This is a genomic window from Quadrisphaera sp. RL12-1S, assembly GCF_014270065.1.
In the GTDB taxonomy this organism is placed as follows: Bacteria; Actinomycetota; Actinomycetes; order Actinomycetales; family Quadrisphaeraceae; genus Quadrisphaera.
This window is the reverse complement of the sequence record NZ_JACNME010000016.1, coordinates 1-18,473: the sequence shown is the minus strand read 5'-3', so window position 1 is coordinate 18,473 and position 18,473 is coordinate 1. Positions and strand designations below refer to the sequence as shown.

Below are 18,473 nucleotides of genomic sequence, written 5' to 3'. Positions count from 1 at the left end.
GCCCGAGGCAGCCCGGCCCTGACGCGCGCCACGGCGCGGTCAGGCCCTCGCCGCGGTGGGGACCGGCACCCGCTGCACGAGGTCGCGCACCACGTCCTCTGCCGTGCGCCGCACCGCGGAGGCCTCGGGGGAGAGCACCAGCCGGTGCGCCAGCACCGGCACGGCGAGGGACTGCACGTCGTCGGGGAGCACGTGGTCCCGGCCGTCCAGCACGGCCACCGCCCGGGAGGCCCGCAGCAGGTGCAGGCTCGCGCGCGGGGACGCGCCCAGCGCCACCGCGGGGTGGGTGCGGGTGGCCGTGACCAGGTCGAGCAGGTACTGCTGCACGGCCGGGGAGGCGTGCACGGCGGCGGCCACGGCCGTGGCGCGGCGCAGCTCGCCGGGGTCGCTGACCGGCTCGAGGTCGGTGAGGGGGTCCCGCGCGCCGTGCGAGCCGAGCATCGCCAGCTCGCTGGCCATGCTCGGGTAGCCCATGGACACGCGCGCCATGAACCTGTCGCGCTGGGCCTCGGGCAGCGGGTAGGTGCCCTCCATCTCGGCGGGGTTCTGCGTGGCCACCACCATGAACGGCCGCGCGAGGGTGTGGGTGGTGCCGTCCACCGTCACCTGCCGCTCGCCCATGCACTCCAGCAGCGCCGACTGCGTCTTGGGGGAGGCGCGGTTGATCTCGTCGCCGACGACGACGTGGGCGAACACCGGCCCGGGCTTGAACTCGAAGCGGCGCTGCTCGGTGTCGTAGACGCTGACACCGGTCAGGTCGCTGGGCAGCAGGTCGGGCGTGAACTGCACGCGGCGCACGGTGACGCCGGTGGCGCGGGCCAGGGCCTTGGCCAGCATCGTCTTGCCGACGCCGGGCACGTCCTCCACGAGGAGGTGGCCCTCGGCGAGCAGCACGACGAGGGCGGTGCGCACGACGTCGTCCTTGCCCTCGACGACCGTCTCGACCGCCTCGCGGATGCGGCCCAGGACGTCTCGGACGTCCGCGATGCCTCCGTCGGCATCGCGCACGCCCCACGGGAGGGGGATCGACACGGTCGAACCGTACGTCACAGCCCTGACCACCGCAGTCCACAGCCGATCACCCCCTCCCCGGCCCGCGCCCAGCCCGCGCGGAGGGGGCCCGCACGGACGGTGCCGGGTGGGGCGAGACGCCCCGTCGGTGGAGCGGAGTGGAGTAACGTGGAGCCATGCGGAGCGGGGGACGGCCACGCTCCCGAACGGGGGAGGTGCCGGCCCGTGTTCGTCGGCACGCACACCCCGCGCCTGGACGACAAGGGGCGCCTTCTCGTCCCCTCGCGCTACCGCGAGGCGCTGGCCGGGGGCTTCTACCTGACCCGCGGCCAGGGGCCCTGCCTGCACGCCTACCCCAGGGCGGACTTCGAGCGGCGCTACGCGGAGCTGAGGGCGGCCACCGCCACCAACCCCGCCGTGCGGGACTACCTGCGCGTCATGCTGGCCGGCGCCTCGGAGGAGGAGCTGGACAAGCAGGGCCGCTTCACGGTGCCCCCGGTGCTGCGCTCCTTCGCGGGCCTGGACCGCGAGGTGGCCGTGGTGGGCGCCGGCGAGCGGCTGGAGGTCTGGGACGAGGCGGCGTGGCGCGAGCGCTTCGCGCAGGCGGAGTCCGGCTACGACCTCGTGACCCTCGACGACCTGCCGGGGCTGCTGTGAGCGCCGGCGAGCCGTCTGCGGGCCGCCGCTGAGGCGCCCGTCGACGGCGCTCGCGGCAGCCGGTCTGCGGGACCCCGCACGGCCAGGCCTCCAGCCGCTCCTCGCGTCCTGACGCACCTTCCCCGGTGTCAGGCCGCGCGGGCCACTTCCCCGGCCCGTCGGAGCGGATGGGGACCTGGCCGTGCGGCGTGCCGGGCCGGATGTGCCCGCGAGAGCCCGTCGGGCGTGCACGATGGGTGGGGCGCTGCCTGGCTCGTCACTTGAGTCACAATCGTCCCATCAGTAGCGTCAGCACCTGCTGATCCGAGCCGGACCCGAGCCTGACCCCAGCCGCCGACGGGAGGAGCGCACGTGGACGACGCCCTGCCCGCTCCCGACCCCGCCGAGCGCGAGCACCGGTCCCCGGGCGAGCGGCACGTGCCCGTCCTGCTCGACCGCTGCGTCGACCTGCTTGCCCCGGCCCTGCAGCCGCGCCCGGACGGCACCGCGCCCGTCGTCGTCGACACCACCCTCGGGATGGGCGGCCACAGCGAGGCGCTGCTGGAGCGCCTGCCGGCCGCACGCCTCGTGGCCATCGACAGGGACCCCCAGGCCCTGGCCATCGCCGGCGCCCGCCTGGAGCGGTTCGGCGAGCGCGCCACGCTCGTCCGCGCCGTCTACGACGAGCTGCCCGACGTCCTCGCCGACCTGCGCGTTCGCGAGGTGCACGGGGTGCTCATGGACCTCGGCGTCAGCTCCCTGCAGCTGGACGAGGTGGACCGCGGCTTCTCCTACGCCCGCGACGCCCCGCTCGACATGCGGATGGACCCCACCTCGGGCCTGACCGCCGCCGACGTCCTCAACACCTACGACGCGCGCGACCTGTCGCGCGTGCTGCACGTCTACGGCGAGGAGAAGTTCGCCCGGCGCATCGCCGACAACGTGGTGCGCGAGCGGGCCCGTGAGCCGTTCAGCGGCACGCTGCGCCTGGTCGACCTGGTGCGCGACTCCATCCCGGCCCCCGCCCGCCGCACCGGTGGCAACCCCGCCAAGCGCACCTTCCAGGCGCTGCGCATCGAGGTGAACCGGGAGCTCGACGCGCTGCGCGGCGCCGTGCCCGCGGCCCTGGACGCCCTCGCCGTGGGCGGGCGCCTGGTGGTGATGAGCTACCAGTCCCTCGAGGACCGGATCGTCAAGCAGACCCTCGCCGTGGCCACCACGAGCACCGCGCCGCCGGGCCTGCCGTTCGAGCCCCCGGAGCACGCCCCCCGCTTCCAGCTGCTCACCCGCGGCGCCGAGCGCGCCGACGAGGCCGAGCTGGCCGCCAACCCGCGCTCCGCCCCGGTCCGCCTGCGCGCCGCCGAGCGCGTCCGCCCCGGCCGGGTGCCGGCCCCGGGGGGCCGCGCATGACCCCCTCCACCGGGACGACGACGACGACGACGACCACCGCCGCCCAGCGCGAGGGCGGGCGGGTGCCGCACGCACCCCGGCCGCCGAGGGGCGTGCGCCGGCCCGTGGCGCGGGCGGCGCGGCCCGCGGCCCGCACCGGCACCCGGGCGGCCACCCGGGCCGCCGCGCCGCTGGCCCCGAGGGCCGGGCGCGGGAGGGCGCGCACCGTGGTGCTCTGCGGCGCCGTGCTGGTGGCCTCGCTGCTGGTGGCCCTGTGGACCAACATCGCGCTCTCCGGCGGCAGCTACGCCGAGCAGCGGCTGCAGGCCCAGCAGACCCAGCTGGCCGAGCAGGAGCAGGCCCTCACCGAGCACCTGCAGCAGGTCAGCTCGCCCGGCGCGGTCGACCAGCGCGCCCGGCAGCTGGGCCTGGTGAAGGCGCCGCGCCGCGCGTGGCTGGTGCTGCAGGCGCCGCAGCCGCAGGCGGTGGTCGGCAGCCCCACGGCCGCCCCCACGCCCACCCCCTCGGACCCGTCCGCGGACCCGTCGTCGACGGACGGCTCCTCGACCGCCACGTCGACCCCCTCGTCCTCGGCCGCGGCCGCCGAGCAGGGCGCCCTCGACACGGACGGGAGCGCCACCGACCCCTCGGCAGGCACCCCGACCGCCACGGCCACCCCGACCGGCCCGGCCGCCAGCGCCCCGGCCGGCCCCTCGGCCGGCGCCGCGGCGTCGGCGCGGACCCGCTCGGGCGCCGCACCCACCGCCTCGACGACCGCCGGGAGGACCCCGTGAGCCCCGCCCCCGGGTCCGGGCAGCGACCGGCCGCGCGCCCCGCCGCGCGCGCGGGCACGGGCACGCTGCCCCGCACGGCACCCCGCAGCGCCCCCCGCAGCGCCCCCCGGACCGTCGGCCGGACCGGTGCGGGGGCCACCGGCCGACCGGCACCGGCGAGCCGCACGGCCCGTCCGTCCGCCCCCGTCCGCCCGCCCCGCCCGAAGGCGCGCCCCACGGCCCGCCCCAAGGCCCGGGCGAAGGCGCGGACGGGCTCGCCGCAGCGCCGCACGGCCGTCGTCGTGGCGCTGCTCCTGCTGGTGGTGGCCGTCTTCACCGGCCGCCTCCTGCAGGTGCAGGCCCTCGACACGAACCAGCTGGCCCAGGTGGCGCTCAAGGAGCGCCTGGTCAAGGTCACCGTGCCCGCCGTCCGCGGCACCATCACCGACCGGAACGGGGACGTGCTGGCGACCAGCGTCGAGCGGTTCAACGTCACGGCCGACCCCAGCCTGTTCACCGGGCCGACGAAGGACGTCAAGACCCTCTGGACCCCGCAGCAGGCGGCGCCGGCGCTGTCGCCGCTCCTGGGCGTGCCCGAGGCCCAGCTGGTCACCCTCCTGACCCCGCGCACGGGCGCCAGCGGGAAGCCCCTGCAGTTCACGTACCTGGCCAAGGGCCTCACACCCGAGCAGTGGCGCGCGGTGCAGGCGCTCAAGATCCCCGGGATCTTCTCCGAGCCCGACGAGGAGCGGACCTACCCGGCGGGCACCACGGCCGGCAACCTCGTCGGGTACGTCGGCCAGGACGGCACCGCCCTGGCCGGGCTGGAGCTCGCCGAGGACAAGACGCTCACCGGCACCGACGGCCAGCTGCTCTACGAGCGCGGCGCCCGGGGCCAGCGGATCCCGCTGGGGGAGTCCAGCAACACCCCCGCCGTCGACGGCAGGGACGTGCGCCTCACCCTCGACGACGACATCCAGTTCTACGCGCAGAACGCCGCCGCCGCCCAGGCGGCCAAGGAGAAGGCCGACTGGGTCTCCGTGGTGGTCATGACCAAGACGGGGCAGGTCCTCGCCCTGGCGGAGTCGGGGTCGATCGACCCGGCCGACCCGGGCGCGACGCCCGAGGCGCTGCGCCACAACAGGTCGCTCGAGGACGTCTTCGAGCCCGGCTCCACCGGCAAGCTCATCACCGCCGCCGCCGCCATCGAGCAGGGCAAGGCCACCCCGGAGACCCAGCTGTCGGTGCCGTACAGCATGAAGCTGCCCGGAGCCCGCGACGCGGGATCGGTCAACGACTCCCACCCGCACGGCGTGGAGAAGCTGACCTTCGCCGGGGTGCTCGCCGAGTCCTCCAACGTCGGCACCGTCGAGGTGGGCTCGCAGCTGACCCCCGAGCAGCGCTACGACTACCTCAAGGCGTTCGGCATCGGCGACCAGCAGCTGGGGCTGCCCGGCGAGACCCGCGGCCTGCTCGACCCCTACCAGAAGTGGGACGGGCGCCAGGAGTTCAACGTGCTCTTCGGGCAGGGGTACGGCGTCAACGCCCTCCAGGCGGCCGGCGTGTACGCCACCATCGCCAACGGCGGGGTCCGGGTGCCGCCGAGCATCGTCGCCGGCACCACAGCCCCCGACGGGGTCTACACCCCCGCGAGCGCCGGCGCGGGCACGCGCGTGGTCAGCCAGCAGACCGCCGCGCAGGTCACGAACATGCTCGAGGGCGTGGTCTCCTCCGACGGCACGGGCCTCAACGCCGCCGTCCCCGGCTTCCGGGTGGCCGGCAAGACCGGCACCGCGGAGGACCTGCCCGCCAGCCGCGCCACCGGCAAGTCCCAGTACACGGCGTCCTTCATCGGCATGGCGCCCGCGGACGACCCCCAGCTCGTCGTCGCCGTGATCGTCCAGCACCCGCAGACGGACCACTACGGCGGCACCGTCGCGGCGCCGGTCTTCTCCGACGTCATGGGCTACGCCCTCGGCAAGGAGGGGATCGTGCCCAGCGGCGCCCCCGCCCAGCTGCCGCCGCTGACCTGGCAGTGAGCGCGCAGGCCACGGGCAGAGGCGGCGCCCTGTGATCCACAAGTCCTCTCCCCGCGCGCTCGCCGAGAACGCCCCGGAGGCGCCGCGCGGGCCGGGTAGCGTGCTCGCCGTGCCCGCTCGCGACTCCCGGCCCCTGCGCGCGCCCGGGCGACCGCTGGCGGACGTCGCGGCCCTGGTCGGCGGCTCCGCACCGGCCGGCGCGGAGCGCCTCGTGGTCACGGGCGCGGTGCTCGACTCCCGGCGCGCGCGCCCCGGAGACCTCTACGCCGCGCTGCCCGGCGCCCGCACCCACGGGGCCCGGTTCGCCGCGCAGGCCGCCTCGCTGGGCGCCGTCGCCCTGCTGACCGACGCCGAGGGCGCGCGCCTGGCCGCCGCGGACGGCGCGGAGCTGCCCGCCGTCGTCGTCGACGACCCGCGCGCCGTGCTGGGCGCCGCCAGCGCCCTGGTGTGGGGCGAGCCCGCGCGGCACCTGCAGGTGCTCGGCGTCACCGGCACCAACGGCAAGACCACCGTCACCACCCTGCTGGAGTCCGCGCTGGAGCAGCTCGGCACGCCCACCGCGCTGGTGGGCACCGTGTGCACGCGCATCGCCGGCGAGGAGCTGCCCAGCGCCCGCACCACGCCGGAGGCGCCCGACCTGCACGCCCTGCTGGCGCTCGCCGTCGAGCGCGGCGCGCGCGCCGCGGCGCTGGAGGTCTCCAGCCACGCCGTGGTGCTGCACCGGGTGGACGGGCTCGTGCTCGACGTCGCCGCCTTCACCAACCTGTCCCAGGACCACCTCGACTTCCACCCCACGATGGAGGACTACTTCTCCGCCAAGGCCGCGCTCTTCACGCCCGAGCGGGCGCGCGCGGCCGTGGTCTGCGTCGACGACGCCTGGGGTCGCCGCCTGGCTGAGCGCAGCCGCGCCGCCGGCGTGCCCACCGCCACCGTGAGCACGACGACGACGGACGGCGCGACGGAGGGCGCGGCGGCCGACTGGCGCGTGGACCCCGCGAGCGTGCGCGAGCGCGGCGACGGGCGCCCCGGCTCGGCCTTCGAGCTCACCGGGCCGGGCGGCGTGCTCGTCCGGGCCGCCAGCCCGCTGCCCGGCACCTTCAACGTGGCCAACACGGCCGTCGCCGTGGCCGTCTTGGCCGCGGCCGGGCACGACCCGGCCGCCGCGGCCGCCGCGCTGGCGGCGGCGCGCGGGGTGCCCGGGCGCATGGAGGTGGTCGCGCCCCCGCCGGGCGTCCCCGCCGACCTGGCCGCGCACCTGCCCGTGGGGGTGGTCGACTACGCCCACACCCCGGACGCGGTGGCCGCCGCCCTCGCGGCGCTGCGCCCCGCCACCGCCGGCCGCCTCGTGGTGGTGCTCGGCGCCGGCGGAGACCGCGACCCGGGCAAGCGGCCCGCGATGGGCGCCGCCGCCGCGGCCGGTGCGGACGCCGTGGTGGTCACGGACGACAACCCCCGCTCGGAGGACCCGGCCGTGATCCGCGCCGCCGTGCTGGCCGGCGCCCGCAGCGGCGCGTCGGGCCACCCGGGGGACGTCGGGGACGGGGACGTCGAGGTGGTCGAGGTGGTGGAGGTCGCTGACCGCCGCGAGGCCGTGGCCCGCGGGGTGGCCCTCGCGCTGGCCGGCGGACCCGGCGGCGCGGTGCTCGTGGCGGGCAAGGGCCACGAGCGCGGCCAGGAGGTCGGCGGGGCCGTCCACCCCTTCGACGACCGCGAAGAGCTCGCCGCCGCGCTGGCGGCCGCCACGGAGGTGCGCGCATGATCCCGATCGCGCTAGGAGACGTCGCGGCCGCCACCGGCGGTCGCCTCACCGGAGGGGCCGACGCCGCCGCCGAGGTCAGCGGCGTGGTGGTCGACTCCCGCGCCGCCACCGGCGGCGACCTGTTCGCCGCCGTGCCGGGCGAGCGCGTCGACGGCCACGACTACGCCGCCGCGGCGCTGGGCGCCGGCGCGGTGGCGGTCCTCGCCGAGCGCGACCTCGGCGAGGACGTGCCCGCCGTCGTCGTCCCCGGCCGCGTGCTGGACGCCCTCCCGGCACTGGCCGCGGAGGTGCTGGCGCGCCGCCGCGCCCTCGCGGACGACCCGGACCTCGACGCGCCGTTCGACGTGGTCGGGGTCACCGGGAGCTCGGGCAAGACGAGCACCAAGGACCTCCTGGCCGCCGTGCTCGCGCCCCTCGGTCCCGTGGTGGCCCCGCCCGGCTCCTACAACAACGAGCTCGGCGTGCCGCTGACCCTGCTCCGCGTGGAGGAGGGCACCCGCTCCCTCGTGGTGGAGATGGGCGCCCGCGGCGTCGGCCACATCGCCCACCTGTGCGAGCTGGCCCGGCCCCGCGTCGGCGCCGTGCTCAACGTCGGCAGCGCCCACGTGGGGGAGTTCGGCAGCCCGGAGGCCATCGCCGTGGCCAAGGGCGAGCTGGTGGAGTCCCTGCCCGCGGCGGCCGACGGCGGGGTCGCCGTCCTCAACGCGGACGACCACCGCGTGGCCGCCATGGCCGAGCGCACCCGCGCCCGCGTGGTGACCTTCGGGTGGGGCGCCGACGCCGACGTGCGGGCCGAGGACGTCCGCGTGGACGACCAGGGCCGCCCCTCGTTCACGCTCGCGACCGGGGCCGCCGGCGAGCGCGCCGCGGCCGCGGTCTCGATGCAGCTGCACGGCGAGCACCACGTCTCCAACGCGCTAGCGGCCGCGGCGTGCGCGCTGGCCGTCGGCGCGGACCTCGCCGACGTCGCCGCCGCCCTGTCCGCCGCCCGCGCCGCCAGCCGGTGGCGCATGGAGGTCACCGAGCGGCCCGACGGCGTCGTCGTGGTGAACGACGCCTACAACGCCAACCCCGAGTCGGTGCGCGCCGCGCTGCGGGCGCTCAAGGCCATGCGCCGCCCCGGCGGGCGCACCTGGGCCGTCATCGGGGAGATGCTGGAGCTCGGCGACACCGCGCGCGACGAGCACGACGCGGTCGGCAGGTACGCCGTCCGCCTCGACGTCTCACGGCTGGTGGCCGTGGGGGAGGGGGCGCGGCCGGTGCACACCGGAGCGGTGCTGGAGGGCTCTTACGCCGACGAGTCGGTGTGGGTCCCGGAGGTCGGCGCCGCGGAGGCGCTGCTGGCCGAGGAGCTGAGGCCGGGTGACGTGGTGCTCGTCAAGAGCTCCCACGGCGCCGGGCTGCTGCACCTGGGAGACCGGCTGGCCGCGGTCGGCGCGTCCGCCGTCGGCACGGGGCAGGTGCGCCCGTGATCGGCGTCCTCGTCGCGGGGTTCTCCTCGCTGGTGGTGGCCCTGTTCGGCACGCCGCTGTTCATCAGGTTCCTCGTGCACCGCGGGTACGGGCAGTTCATCCGCGACGACGGGCCCACCACCCACCACACCAAGCGCGGCACGCCCACCATGGGCGGCGCGGTGATCATCGCGGCGACCGTCATCGGCTACGGCGTGGCGCACCTGGTCTTCATGACCGCGCCGTCGGTGTCCGGCCTGCTGGTGCTCGGGCTCATGGTGGGCCTGGGCGTGGTGGGCTTCCTGGACGACTTCATCAAGATCTCCAAGCAGCGCAGCCTGGGCCTGCGCAGCGTGCCCAAGCTCATCGGGCAGACGCTGGTGGGCCTGGTCTTCGCGGTGCTCGCGCTGCAGTTCCCCGACGAGCACGGCTTCCGCCCCGCCTCGACCTTCGTCTCCTTCACCCGGGACACGGCGTTCAACTTCGCCGCCGTCGGCACCGTGGTGGGCGCGGTGCTGTTCGTGGTCTGGGCGCTGCTCATGGTGGCCGCCACCAGCAACGGCGTGAACCTCACCGACGGCCTCGACGGCCTGGCCAGCGGCGCCACCGCCGCGGTGGCCGGGGCGTTCACGCTCATCGGCATCTGGCAGTCCAACCAGAGCTGCTACTCCACCCGGCTGCTCACCCGCGAGGGGCCGGTGGCTGCGTGCTACGACACGCGGGACCCGCTCGACCTCGCCGTGGTAGCCATCGCCCTCATGGCCGCCTGCATCGGGTTCCTGTGGTGGAACGCCTCGCCCGCCAAGATCTTCATGGGCGACACCGGCTCCCTCGCCCTCGGCGGCGCGCTGGCCGGGCTGGCCATCACCACCCGCACCGAGCTGCTGCTCGTGGTGCTGGGCGGGCTCTTCGTGATCATCGCCCTGTCCGTGGTGATCCAGGTCGGGTCGTTCAAGCTCACCCGCAAGCGGGTGTTCCGGATGGCGCCCCTGCAGCACCACTTCGAGCTGGTCGGCTGGGCCGAGGTCACCATCGTCACCCGGTTCTGGATCATCGCCGGGCTGTTCGTGGGCCTGGGGCTGGGCCTGTTCTACGGGGAGTGGGTGGTCGGAAGTGCCCTCTGAGGCGAGTCCCGCGCCGCTGCCCCCCGAGCTCGCCTGGCGGGCCGGGTCGGCGCGCGTCCCCGAGCGCGGCCCCGCCGAGTGGGAGGGCCTGCGCGTCGTCGTCGCCGGGTTCGCCGTCTCCGGCGCCGCCGCCGCCTACGCCCTCGCCGAGCGCGGCGCGAAGGTCCTCGCCGTCGACTCCCGCGAGGGCCCGGGCGAGGCCGAGCGCGCCAGGCTCCTCGACGTCCTCGGCGGGAAGGTGGCGCTGGGCCCGGGGGCCTCCGACGCGCTGCACACCGTGGACGGGTCTCCGCCGGACCTCGTCATCGCCTCGCCGGGCTGGCGCCCGTCGGCGCCGCTGCTCGCGCAGGCCGCCCGTGCCGGCATCCCGGTCTGGGGCGAGGTCGAGCTGGCCTGGCGGCTGCGCGGCACGGCCGGCCCCGCCGGCGCCCCCGTGGGCCCGGCCTCCTCGGCCCCGTGGCTGTGCGTGACCGGCACCAACGGCAAGACCACGACGACGACGATGCTCGCCAGCATCCTGCGGGCCCACGGCCTGCGCGCCACCACGGCCGGCAACATCGGCACCCCGCTGGTGGAGGCCGTGCTCGACCCGGCCGGCGCCGACGTGCTGGCGGTGGAGCTGTCCAGCTTCCAGCTCCACGGCGCGCACACGCTGGCCCCGCGCGCCTCCGCCGTCCTCAACCTCGCGCCCGACCACCTCGACTGGCACGGCTCGATGGGCGCCTACGCCGCCGACAAGGGCCGCATCTACACCGACACCGAGCGCGCCTGCGTCTACAACGCCGACGAGCAGCCCGACGCGCAGGACTGGCCGACCACCGAGCAGCTCGTCGTGGACGCCGACGTGCAGGAGGGCTGCCGAGCCATCGGCTTCACCCTGGGCGTGCCCGGCCTGTCGATGCTGGGCGTGGTGGACGACGTCCTCGCCGACCGCGCCTACGTGGCCGACCGCGCCACCAGCGCCGCCGAGCTGTGCACCCTGGCCGACCTCGCTGACGCCTCCGGCGGCGTGGTCGCCCCGCACGTCGTGGCCAACGCCCTCGCCGCCGCGGCGCTGGCCCGCGCGCACGGCGTCTCCCAGCAGGCCGTGCGCGACGGGCTGCTGGCCACCAAGCCCGGTGCCCACCGCATCGCGGTGGTGGCCCGCGCCGCGGGCGTGGCCTGGGTGGACGACTCCAAGGCCACCAACGCCCACGCGGCCGCCGCCTCGCTGGCCGGCGCCGCGGCCGCGGCCGGGTCCGACGCCCACGACGGCACCCGCGTGGTGTGGGTGGCCGGCGGCCTGGCCAAGGGCGCCCAGTTCGACGACCTCGTCGGGGCGCAGGCCTCCCGACTGCGGGCCGTGGTGCTCATCGGCGCCGACCGGGAGCCGCTGCGCGGCGCCCTGGCGCGCCGGGCGCCCGGGGTGCCGGTGGTCGAGGTGGACGGTGCCGCGGCCTCCGCGGCCGGCGGGGTCATGCCGGCCGCCGTCCGCGCCGCCGCTGCGGCGGCGCGTCCCGGCGACGTGGTGCTGCTGGCGCCCGCCTCCGCCTCGATGGACCAGTTCAGCAGCTACGCCGAGCGCGGCGACGCGTTCGCGGCCGCCGTGCGCGCGCACCTGTCCGACGGCCCGACCGAGAGCCCGACCGAGGGCGAGGGCTGACCGTGGCCAGGACGGGCGCGAGCACGGCGAGCCCCACGACCATCGACCTGCGCGACGGGGTCGCTCCCTCGGCGACCACCTCCGCGCGCGGCACCACCGCTCCGGACCGGCGCGCCCCGCGCCCGGCGCCCCGGCGCCCGGCGCTGACGCGGCGCCAGCGCGCCGCGGCCTGGGGGGACGCGCTGCTGGGCGGCCCGCTGCCCGGGCGCCTGGCCCGGTGGGACACCCCGCTGCTCACCTACGGGGTGCTGCAGGGCGCGGTGCTCATGCTCGTGGCCATCGGCCTGGTCATGGTGCTGTCCAGCTCCAGCGTCGAGGAGATCCAGGCGGGCGCCTCGCCGTTCGCCGCCGTGATCTCGCAGTCGATGTTCGCGGTGCTCGGTCTGGTGGCCATGTTCGTGGCAGCCCGCCTGCCCCCGGTGTTCTGGCGCCGCGTGGCGCCCGTGGTGGTGGTCGTGGCGGTGGGCGTGGAGTCGCTCGTGCTGACCCCGCTGGGGGTCAACGTCGGCGGCAACACCAACTGGGTCAAGCTCGCCCCGGGTGTGCAGGGCCAGCCGTCGGAGTTCGGCAAGATCGCCCTCGTCCTGTGGTGCGCCGTGGTGCTGGCCAGCAAGCACGAGCTGCTCCACCAGCCGCTGCGCTGGGGCCTGCCGCTGGCGCTCGGCGTGCTGCCGATCATCGGGTTCGTGCTGGCGGGCGGTGACCTCGGCACCACCATGGTCATGCTGCTCGTGGTCGCGGGGACGATCTTCGCGGCCGGGGTGCCCCTGCGCCACCTCGGGCTGCTCGCGCTGGTCGGGCTGCTGGGGGTCGCCGCGGCGGCCAGCACCGGCAACCGGATGGCGCGCATCGAGTCCTTCCTCGGCGGCAACACCGACCGCCAGGGCGTCGGCTACCAGGCCACCAGCGGCCTGTACGCCCTGGCCTCGGGCGGGCTGACCGGGCTGGGCCTGGGCGCCAGCCGGCAGAAGTGGAGCTGGCTGCCCGAGGCCCACAACGACTTCATCTTCGCCATCCTCGGCGAGGAGCTGGGCCTGGTCGGCACCCTCGTCGTCCTGGCGCTGTTCGTGGTGTTCGGCTGGTGCAGCGCCCGCGTCGTGCGCCGCAGCAAGGACCTCTTCGCCGCCGTCCTCGTGGCCGGCGTCATGGTGTGGGTGCTCGGGCAGGCCGCCGTCAACATCGCCGTCGTCATCGGGCTGGCCCCGGTGCTCGGCGTGCCGCTGCCCCTCATCTCCGCCGGAGGCTCTGCCCTGTTCGCCACCCTCACCGCCGTCGGCCTGGTGCTCTCGTGCGCCCGGCACAGCCCCGGGGCGCAGGCCGCGCTGAGCGCCCGCCCCGGCCTCGTGCGCCGCTCCCTGGCCGTGGTCTCCCGGGGCGGCAGCCGATGACCGCCGGCGCGCCCGCCACTCCGACCAGCCCGGACCGCCCCCTGGCGGTGCTGCTGGCCGGCGGCGGCACCACCGGGCACGTCTCCCCGCTGCTGGCCCTGGCCGACTGCCTGCGCCGCCGCGACCCCGCCACCGGCGTGCTGGTGCTCGGCACCAACGAGGGCCTGGAGGCGCGGCTCGTGCCGGCCCGCGGCTACGAGCTGGCCGTGGTGCCGCGCGTGCCGCTGCCCCGCAAGCCGTCGACGGCGCTGCTGCGCCTGCCCGGCCGGCTGCTGGGCGCCGTCCGGGCCGCCGAGCGCGCGGTCGTCGAGGCGGGTCGCGCCGTGGGCGCACCGCGCGCGGACGTCGTCGTCGGCGTCGGCGGCTACGTGGCCGTGCCCGCCTACCTGGCCGCGCGCCGGATGGGCGTGCCCGTGGTGGTGCACGAGGCCAACTTCCGCCCCGGGGTGGCCAACCGCCTCGGCGCCCGGCTCACCCGCCACGTGGCCACCACGTTCCCCGGCACCGACCTGCACGGGCAGGGCGGGGCCGGCGAGCTGACGGGCCTGCCCATGCGCACCGAGGTGACCCGGCTCGACAGGGCCGTGCGCCGCGCGGAGGCGCGGGCCGCGTTCGACCTGCACCCCGACGCCCCCACCCTGCTGGTCACCGGCGGGTCGCTGGGCGCGCAGCGGCTCAACACGGCCGTGGTCGAGGGCGCGGCGGCGCTGCTGGCCGCGGTGCCCGGCGGCGGTCCGGCGCCGCAGGTGCTGCACCTCACCGGTGCCGGCAAGGCCGTGGCGCCCTCTGGCCTGCCGGACGGCGCTGTCTACCGGGTGCTCGAGTACACCGACCGCATGGACCTCGCCTACGCCGCCGCGGACCTCGTGCTCTGCCGCGCCGGCGCCGGCACCGTCTGCGAGACCACGGCCGTCGGGCTGCCCGCGGTGTACGTGCCGCTGCCCGTGGGCAACGGCGAGCAGCGCCTCAACGCCGCCGGGGCGGTGGCCGCCGGGTCCGCGCTGCTCGTGGACGACGCCGACGTCACCGCGGACTGGGTCCGCGGCCCGCTGCGCGACCTGCTCACCGACGCCGACGGCGCCCACCGCCTGGCGGCGATGGCGGCGGCCGCGGCGTCGTCGTCGGCGGCGGCCGGTGCTCGCGACGGCGACGAGCGCCTCGCCGACCTCGTGGAGCGCGCCGCCGGGCGGCCCGTGGAGGTGGCCCGGTGAGCGCCAGGTTCGACCTGGCCGCGCCGGTGCCGCCGCTGGCCGAGCTCGGCGCGGTGCACTTCGTCGGCGTCGGCGGGGTGGGCGTCTCCGGGGTCGCGCGGATCATGCTGGAGCGCGGCGTGGCCGTCTCCGGCAGCGACGCGAAGGACCTGCCGGTCATGGACGCGCTGCGGGCCCTCGGCGGGCGTGTGGCCGCCGGGTTCGACCCGTCGCGGCTGGAGGGCGCCGACACCGTGGTGGCCGGCTCCGCCATCCGGGAGGACAACCCCGAGCTGGTGGCCGCCCGCGCCGCGGGGGTGCGCGTGCTGCACCGCTCCCAGGGCCTGGCCGCGCTCATGGCCGGCCTGCGCGGCGTGGCCGTGGCCGGCACCAACGGCAAGACCACCACCACCGCGATGCTCGTCGCGACGCTCGCCCACGCCGGCGCCGACCCGTCCTTCGCGGTGGGCGGTGAGCTGGTGGGCGCCGGCACCAACGCCCGGCACGGCTCCGGAGACGTCTTCGTGGCCGAGGCCGACGAGTCCGACTCCAGCTTCCTCGTGTACGCCCCCGAGGTCTCCGTGGTCACCAACGTCCAGCCGGACCACCTCGACCACCACGGCGACTACGCCGGCGTGAAGGCCGCCTTCGCCGCCTTCGCCGACCGCGTGCAGCCCGGCGGGGTGCTCGTGGCCTGCGCCGACGACCCCGGCTCCGCCGCCCTCGCCGCCGCCGTGCGGGCCCAGGACGACGACGGCGCCGGTCGCGGCCGGCGCGTGGTGACCTTCGGCGGGGCGCCCGGGGCCGACGTGCGCGTCAGCGGCGCCGACGCCTCCGGCGGGCGGATCGCGTTCGACCTCGCCGCGGCCCCCGGGGCGGCCGGCCCGCACGCCCCCGACGGGTGGAGCGGGCGCGTGCAGCTGGCGGTGCCCGGCTGGCACAACGCCCTCGACGCCGCGGCGGCCTGGGCCGCCGCGGTGGCGCTGGGCACCGAGCCCGCTGCCGCGCGCGACGGGCTGGAGTCCTTCGCCGGGACGCGCCGCCGCTTCGAGCCGCGCGGCGAGGCCGCCGGCGTGCGCGTCTACGACGACTACGCCCACAACCCCGCCAAGGTGGCCGCCGCGGTGGCCACCGGGCGCCAGGTGGCCGGCGGCGGGCGCCTCGTGGTGGCCTTCCAGCCGCACCTGTACTCGCGCACCCGGGACTTCGCCGCCGAGTTCGCCGAGGCGCTGTCCGGCGCCGACGAGGTGCTGGTCATGGACGTCTACGCGGCCCGCGAGGACCCGGAGCCGGGGATCACCGGGGCCCTCGTGGCCGACCGCGTGGTCCCGCCCGCCCGGGCTGCCTTCGAGCCGACCTGGGCCGCGGTGGCGCCGGCGCTGGTGGAGCGGGCGCACCAGGGAGACCTCGTGCTGACCATCGGCGCCGGCGACGTCACGGCGGTCGCGGCCGAGGTGCTGGCGCTGCTCGAGGCGCGCGCCGAGGGCCTCCGCGCCTCGGGGACCACCGCGTGAGCCCCGCGGGCCGCCGACCGCCGGCGCCGGTGCGCCGCCCCGCGACCCCGCGGCCGCAGGGCGCGCCCCAGCCGGGAGCCCAGCCCGGGACCGGGCGGCAGCGGGAGGTGCGGCTGCCGGAGACCGGTCCCGCGGCCGCGCCGGCCGGCGCGCCGACCGGACCGGTGGCCCGGTCCGGGGTGCGCGCCGAGCCCGAGGCGCGCCCTGAGCCCGAGGCGCGCCCGCCGGCGGACCGCGAGCCGTCCCGGCCCCCTGTGCGGGGCGGGCGCGCCGGCAGGTCTCCCGGGGGCGCCCCGGCCGTCGAGCGCGACCCCGCCGCCCGCCGGCGCTTCCTCTGGCGCGCGGTCGGCGTGGCTGCGCTCGTCGTCGCCGTCCTCGGACTGGCCGCCTGGGCGCTGCTGTTCAGCTCGCTCACCGCGCTGCGTGACGTCGAGGTGACCGGGGCCGACCGCACCGGCGTCCCGGCGGTGCAGCAGGCCGCCGCCGACCAGCTGGGGCTGCCGCTGCTGCGGGTGGACACCGGCGCGGTCACCGCCCGCGTGGAGCGCCTGCCGTGGGTGGCCTCCGTGCAGGTCCACCGCGACCCCGCCCACCGGCTGCGGGTGGCCGTGGTGGAGAAGACGCCCGTGGCGGCCGTGCCGGCGCCGGGCGGTGCCCCCGGCGTCGTCCTCCTCGACGGTGGCGGCCGGACCATCACCACCGCGGACGCCGCCCCGCAGGGCGTCCCCCTGGTGCAGGTGGACCCGAGCCGTCCGGACGCGGTGCGCGCCGCCTCCGCGGTGGCGCTGGCCCTGCCGGCCTCCCTGCGCGAGCAGGTCTCAGCGGTGACCGCCTCCGGTCCTGACGACGTGCGGCTCGCGCTGCGCGACGGCCAGGAGGTGGTCTGGGGCAGCCCCGGGGACGACGCGCTCAAGGCGCGGGTGGCGGCTCTCCTGCTGCCCCGGGACGGCGTGCGCCGGGTGGACGTGAGCGCGCCGCTGGCGCCCGCCACCTCGCCCTGACGCCGGGCGCGCGGGCGCTGGCAGAGGGCCGGCGGGCGCAGCGGCCGTGATGTCGTCGTGATGTGCCCGTGATAGCCGGCGCGAGTTCCCCGAGGTTCCGCGAGCACTCGCGGAGGTGGGTTCTCAGGGGCCCGGCGGCGCCCCCCTGTGAGGGACTCCCAGGGGGCGGCTCTACGCTCGTGATCGCCCGAACGGGCGGCCCGGCGCCGCAGGAGTCGTGCTCGTCGTAGCGCTCTGTCAGCGCCCGTGAGCGCAGCGCTGCGACCGCAGAGCCGCTGTTCAGCAGCGGCGGCGTGGGGAGTTGTGAGTTTCGGCGTCCGGCCCCTAGCCTGCAAACAACACCGTTGTGACATAACGTTCAACCTCGACGTGAGGTTGAGACTTCACCGGGGCCTGAGGGGGCCTCGGGAGCAGCAGATCCGGGGTCGGCAGGCCCGAAGCGATCGGGGAGAGCAGGGGACCGTGGCGGCACCGCAGAACTACTTGGCGGTCATCAAGGTGGTGGGCGTTGGCGGGGGCGGCGTGAACGCCGTGAACCGCATGATCGAGGTCGGCCTCAAGGGGGTCGAGTTCATCGCCGTCAACACCGACGCGCAGGCGCTGCTGATGAGCGACGCCGACGTCAAGCTCGACGTCGGCCGCGAGCTCACGCGCGGCCTGGGCGCCGGCGCCGACCCCGAGGTGGGGCGCAAGGCGGCCGAGGACCACGCCGAGGAGATCGAGGAGGTCCTGCGCGGGGCCGACATGGTCTTCGTCACCGCCGGCGAGGGCGGCGGCACCGGCACCGGCGGCGCGCCCGTCGTGGCCCGCATGGCGCGTGCCCTGGGCGCGCTGACCATCGGCGTCGTGACCCGGCCGTTCACCTTCGAGGGACGCCGCCGCGCCACCAGTGCCGAGTCGGGCATCGCCGAGCTGCGCGACCAGGTCGACACGCTCATCGTCATCCCCAACGACCGCCTGCTGTCCATCAGCGACCGCGGCGTCAGCGTGCTGGACGCCTTCAAGTCGGCGGACCAGGTGCTGCTGTCCGGTGTGCAGGGCATCACCGACCTCATCACCACCCCGGGCCTGATCAACCTCGACTTCGCCGACGTGAAGTCGGTCATGAGCAACGCAGGCTCCGCGCTCATGGGCATCGGCTCCTCCCGCGGCGACAACCGCGCGGTCGAGGCCGCCGAGCTGGCGATCTCCTCGCCGCTGCTCGAGGCGAGCATCGACGGCGCCCACGGCGTGCTGCTGTCCATCCAGGGCGGCTCCGACCTCGGCCTGTTCGAGATCAACGAGGCCGCGCGCATGGTCCAGGAGGCCGCGCACCCCGAGGCCAACATCATCTTCGGCGCCGTCATCGACGACGCCCTCGGCGACGAGGTGCGCGTCACCGTCATCGCCGCCGGCTTCGACGGCGGCGTGCCGCAGGCCCGCCGCGACGAGCGCCGCGCCGAGCCGGCCCCCGCGGCGGTCTCGCTGCCGCGCACCCCGGCCGTGCCCACCGGCGGCGCTCCCGGCCGCCCGGCGCACAGCGGCTTCGGCGCCGGCCCCGCCGGCCCGGTCGCGCC

At 77.2% G+C, this 18,473-nt stretch carries 14 protein-coding genes; 13 read left to right on the top strand and 1 reads right to left on the bottom strand.

The window, feature by feature from the left end:
- Positions 1 to 39 precede the first annotated feature (39 nt).
- Positions 40 to 1,032, bottom strand: coding sequence for an AAA family ATPase (locus tag H7K62_RS19695; RefSeq protein ID WP_370591863.1), 993 nt, complete (start codon positions 1,030 to 1,032; stop codon positions 40 to 42).
- A gap of 204 nt (positions 1,033 to 1,236) precedes the next feature.
- Here H7K62_RS19695 and mraZ point away from each other — a divergent pair, with 204 nt between their 5' ends.
- The 13 genes from mraZ to ftsZ all read left to right on the top strand — a co-directional run.
- Complete coding sequence (gene mraZ, locus H7K62_RS24320) at positions 1,237 to 1,668, top strand: division/cell wall cluster transcriptional repressor MraZ (RefSeq protein WP_186721847.1); 432 nt, start codon at positions 1,237 to 1,239, stop codon at positions 1,666 to 1,668.
- Positions 1,669 to 2,019: 351 nt separating this feature from the next.
- On the top strand, positions 2,020 to 3,057 hold the full coding sequence (gene rsmH, locus H7K62_RS19685) for a 16S rRNA (cytosine(1402)-N(4))-methyltransferase RsmH (RefSeq protein WP_370591862.1): 1,038 nt from the start codon (positions 2,020 to 2,022) through the stop codon (positions 3,055 to 3,057).
- Positions 3,054 to 3,830, top strand: coding sequence for an FtsB family cell division protein (locus H7K62_RS19680; RefSeq protein WP_186721845.1), 777 nt, complete (start codon positions 3,054 to 3,056; stop codon positions 3,828 to 3,830). The genes rsmH and H7K62_RS19680 overlap by 4 nt, the downstream gene beginning before the upstream one ends.
- Entirely contained in the window at positions 3,827 to 5,848 is a 2,022-nt protein-coding gene (locus H7K62_RS19675) for a peptidoglycan D,D-transpeptidase FtsI family protein (protein ID WP_186721843.1), read from the top strand. Before H7K62_RS19680 ends, H7K62_RS19675 begins: the two co-directional genes overlap by 4 nt.
- A gap of 31 nt (positions 5,849 to 5,879) precedes the next feature.
- Positions 5,880 to 7,607, top strand: a complete 1,728-nt coding sequence (locus H7K62_RS19670; protein ID WP_370591861.1) for a UDP-N-acetylmuramoyl-L-alanyl-D-glutamate--2,6-diaminopimelate ligase — start codon at positions 5,880 to 5,882, stop codon at positions 7,605 to 7,607.
- Complete coding sequence (locus H7K62_RS19665; RefSeq protein WP_186721841.1) at positions 7,604 to 9,079, top strand: UDP-N-acetylmuramoyl-tripeptide--D-alanyl-D-alanine ligase; 1,476 nt, start codon at positions 7,604 to 7,606, stop codon at positions 9,077 to 9,079. Before H7K62_RS19670 ends, H7K62_RS19665 begins: the two co-directional genes overlap by 4 nt.
- A complete protein-coding gene (mraY, locus tag H7K62_RS19660; protein WP_186721839.1) occupies positions 9,076 to 10,182 on the top strand; it encodes a phospho-N-acetylmuramoyl-pentapeptide-transferase in 1,107 nt (368 codons plus the stop codon). Before H7K62_RS19665 ends, mraY begins: the two co-directional genes overlap by 4 nt.
- 16 nt (positions 10,183 to 10,198) lie before the next feature.
- Positions 10,199 to 11,824, top strand: coding sequence for a UDP-N-acetylmuramoyl-L-alanine--D-glutamate ligase (gene murD / locus H7K62_RS19655; protein ID WP_186721971.1), 1,626 nt, complete (start codon positions 10,199 to 10,201; stop codon positions 11,822 to 11,824).
- A gap of 2 nt (positions 11,825 to 11,826) precedes the next feature.
- Entirely contained in the window at positions 11,827 to 13,212 is a 1,386-nt protein-coding gene (gene ftsW, locus H7K62_RS19650; RefSeq protein WP_222437914.1) for a putative lipid II flippase FtsW, read from the top strand.
- Positions 13,209 to 14,423: a UDP-N-acetylglucosamine--N-acetylmuramyl-(pentapeptide) pyrophosphoryl-undecaprenol N-acetylglucosamine transferase gene (locus tag H7K62_RS19645; RefSeq protein ID WP_186721837.1), complete on the top strand. Its 1,215-nt coding sequence runs from the start codon at positions 13,209 to 13,211 to the stop codon at positions 14,421 to 14,423. The genes ftsW and H7K62_RS19645 overlap by 4 nt, the downstream gene beginning before the upstream one ends.
- Positions 14,420 to 15,916, top strand: coding sequence for a UDP-N-acetylmuramate--L-alanine ligase (murC, locus tag H7K62_RS19640; RefSeq protein ID WP_370591860.1), 1,497 nt, complete (start codon positions 14,420 to 14,422; stop codon positions 15,914 to 15,916). Before H7K62_RS19645 ends, murC begins: the two co-directional genes overlap by 4 nt.
- A complete protein-coding gene (locus H7K62_RS24315; RefSeq protein ID WP_186721835.1) occupies positions 15,913 to 16,917 on the top strand; it encodes a cell division protein FtsQ/DivIB in 1,005 nt (334 codons plus the stop codon). Before murC ends, H7K62_RS24315 begins: the two co-directional genes overlap by 4 nt.
- A 462-nt stretch (positions 16,918 to 17,379) precedes the next feature.
- A partial coding sequence (gene ftsZ / locus H7K62_RS19630; protein WP_370591859.1) for a cell division protein FtsZ occupies positions 17,380 to 18,473 on the top strand: 1,094 nt, incomplete at its 3' end.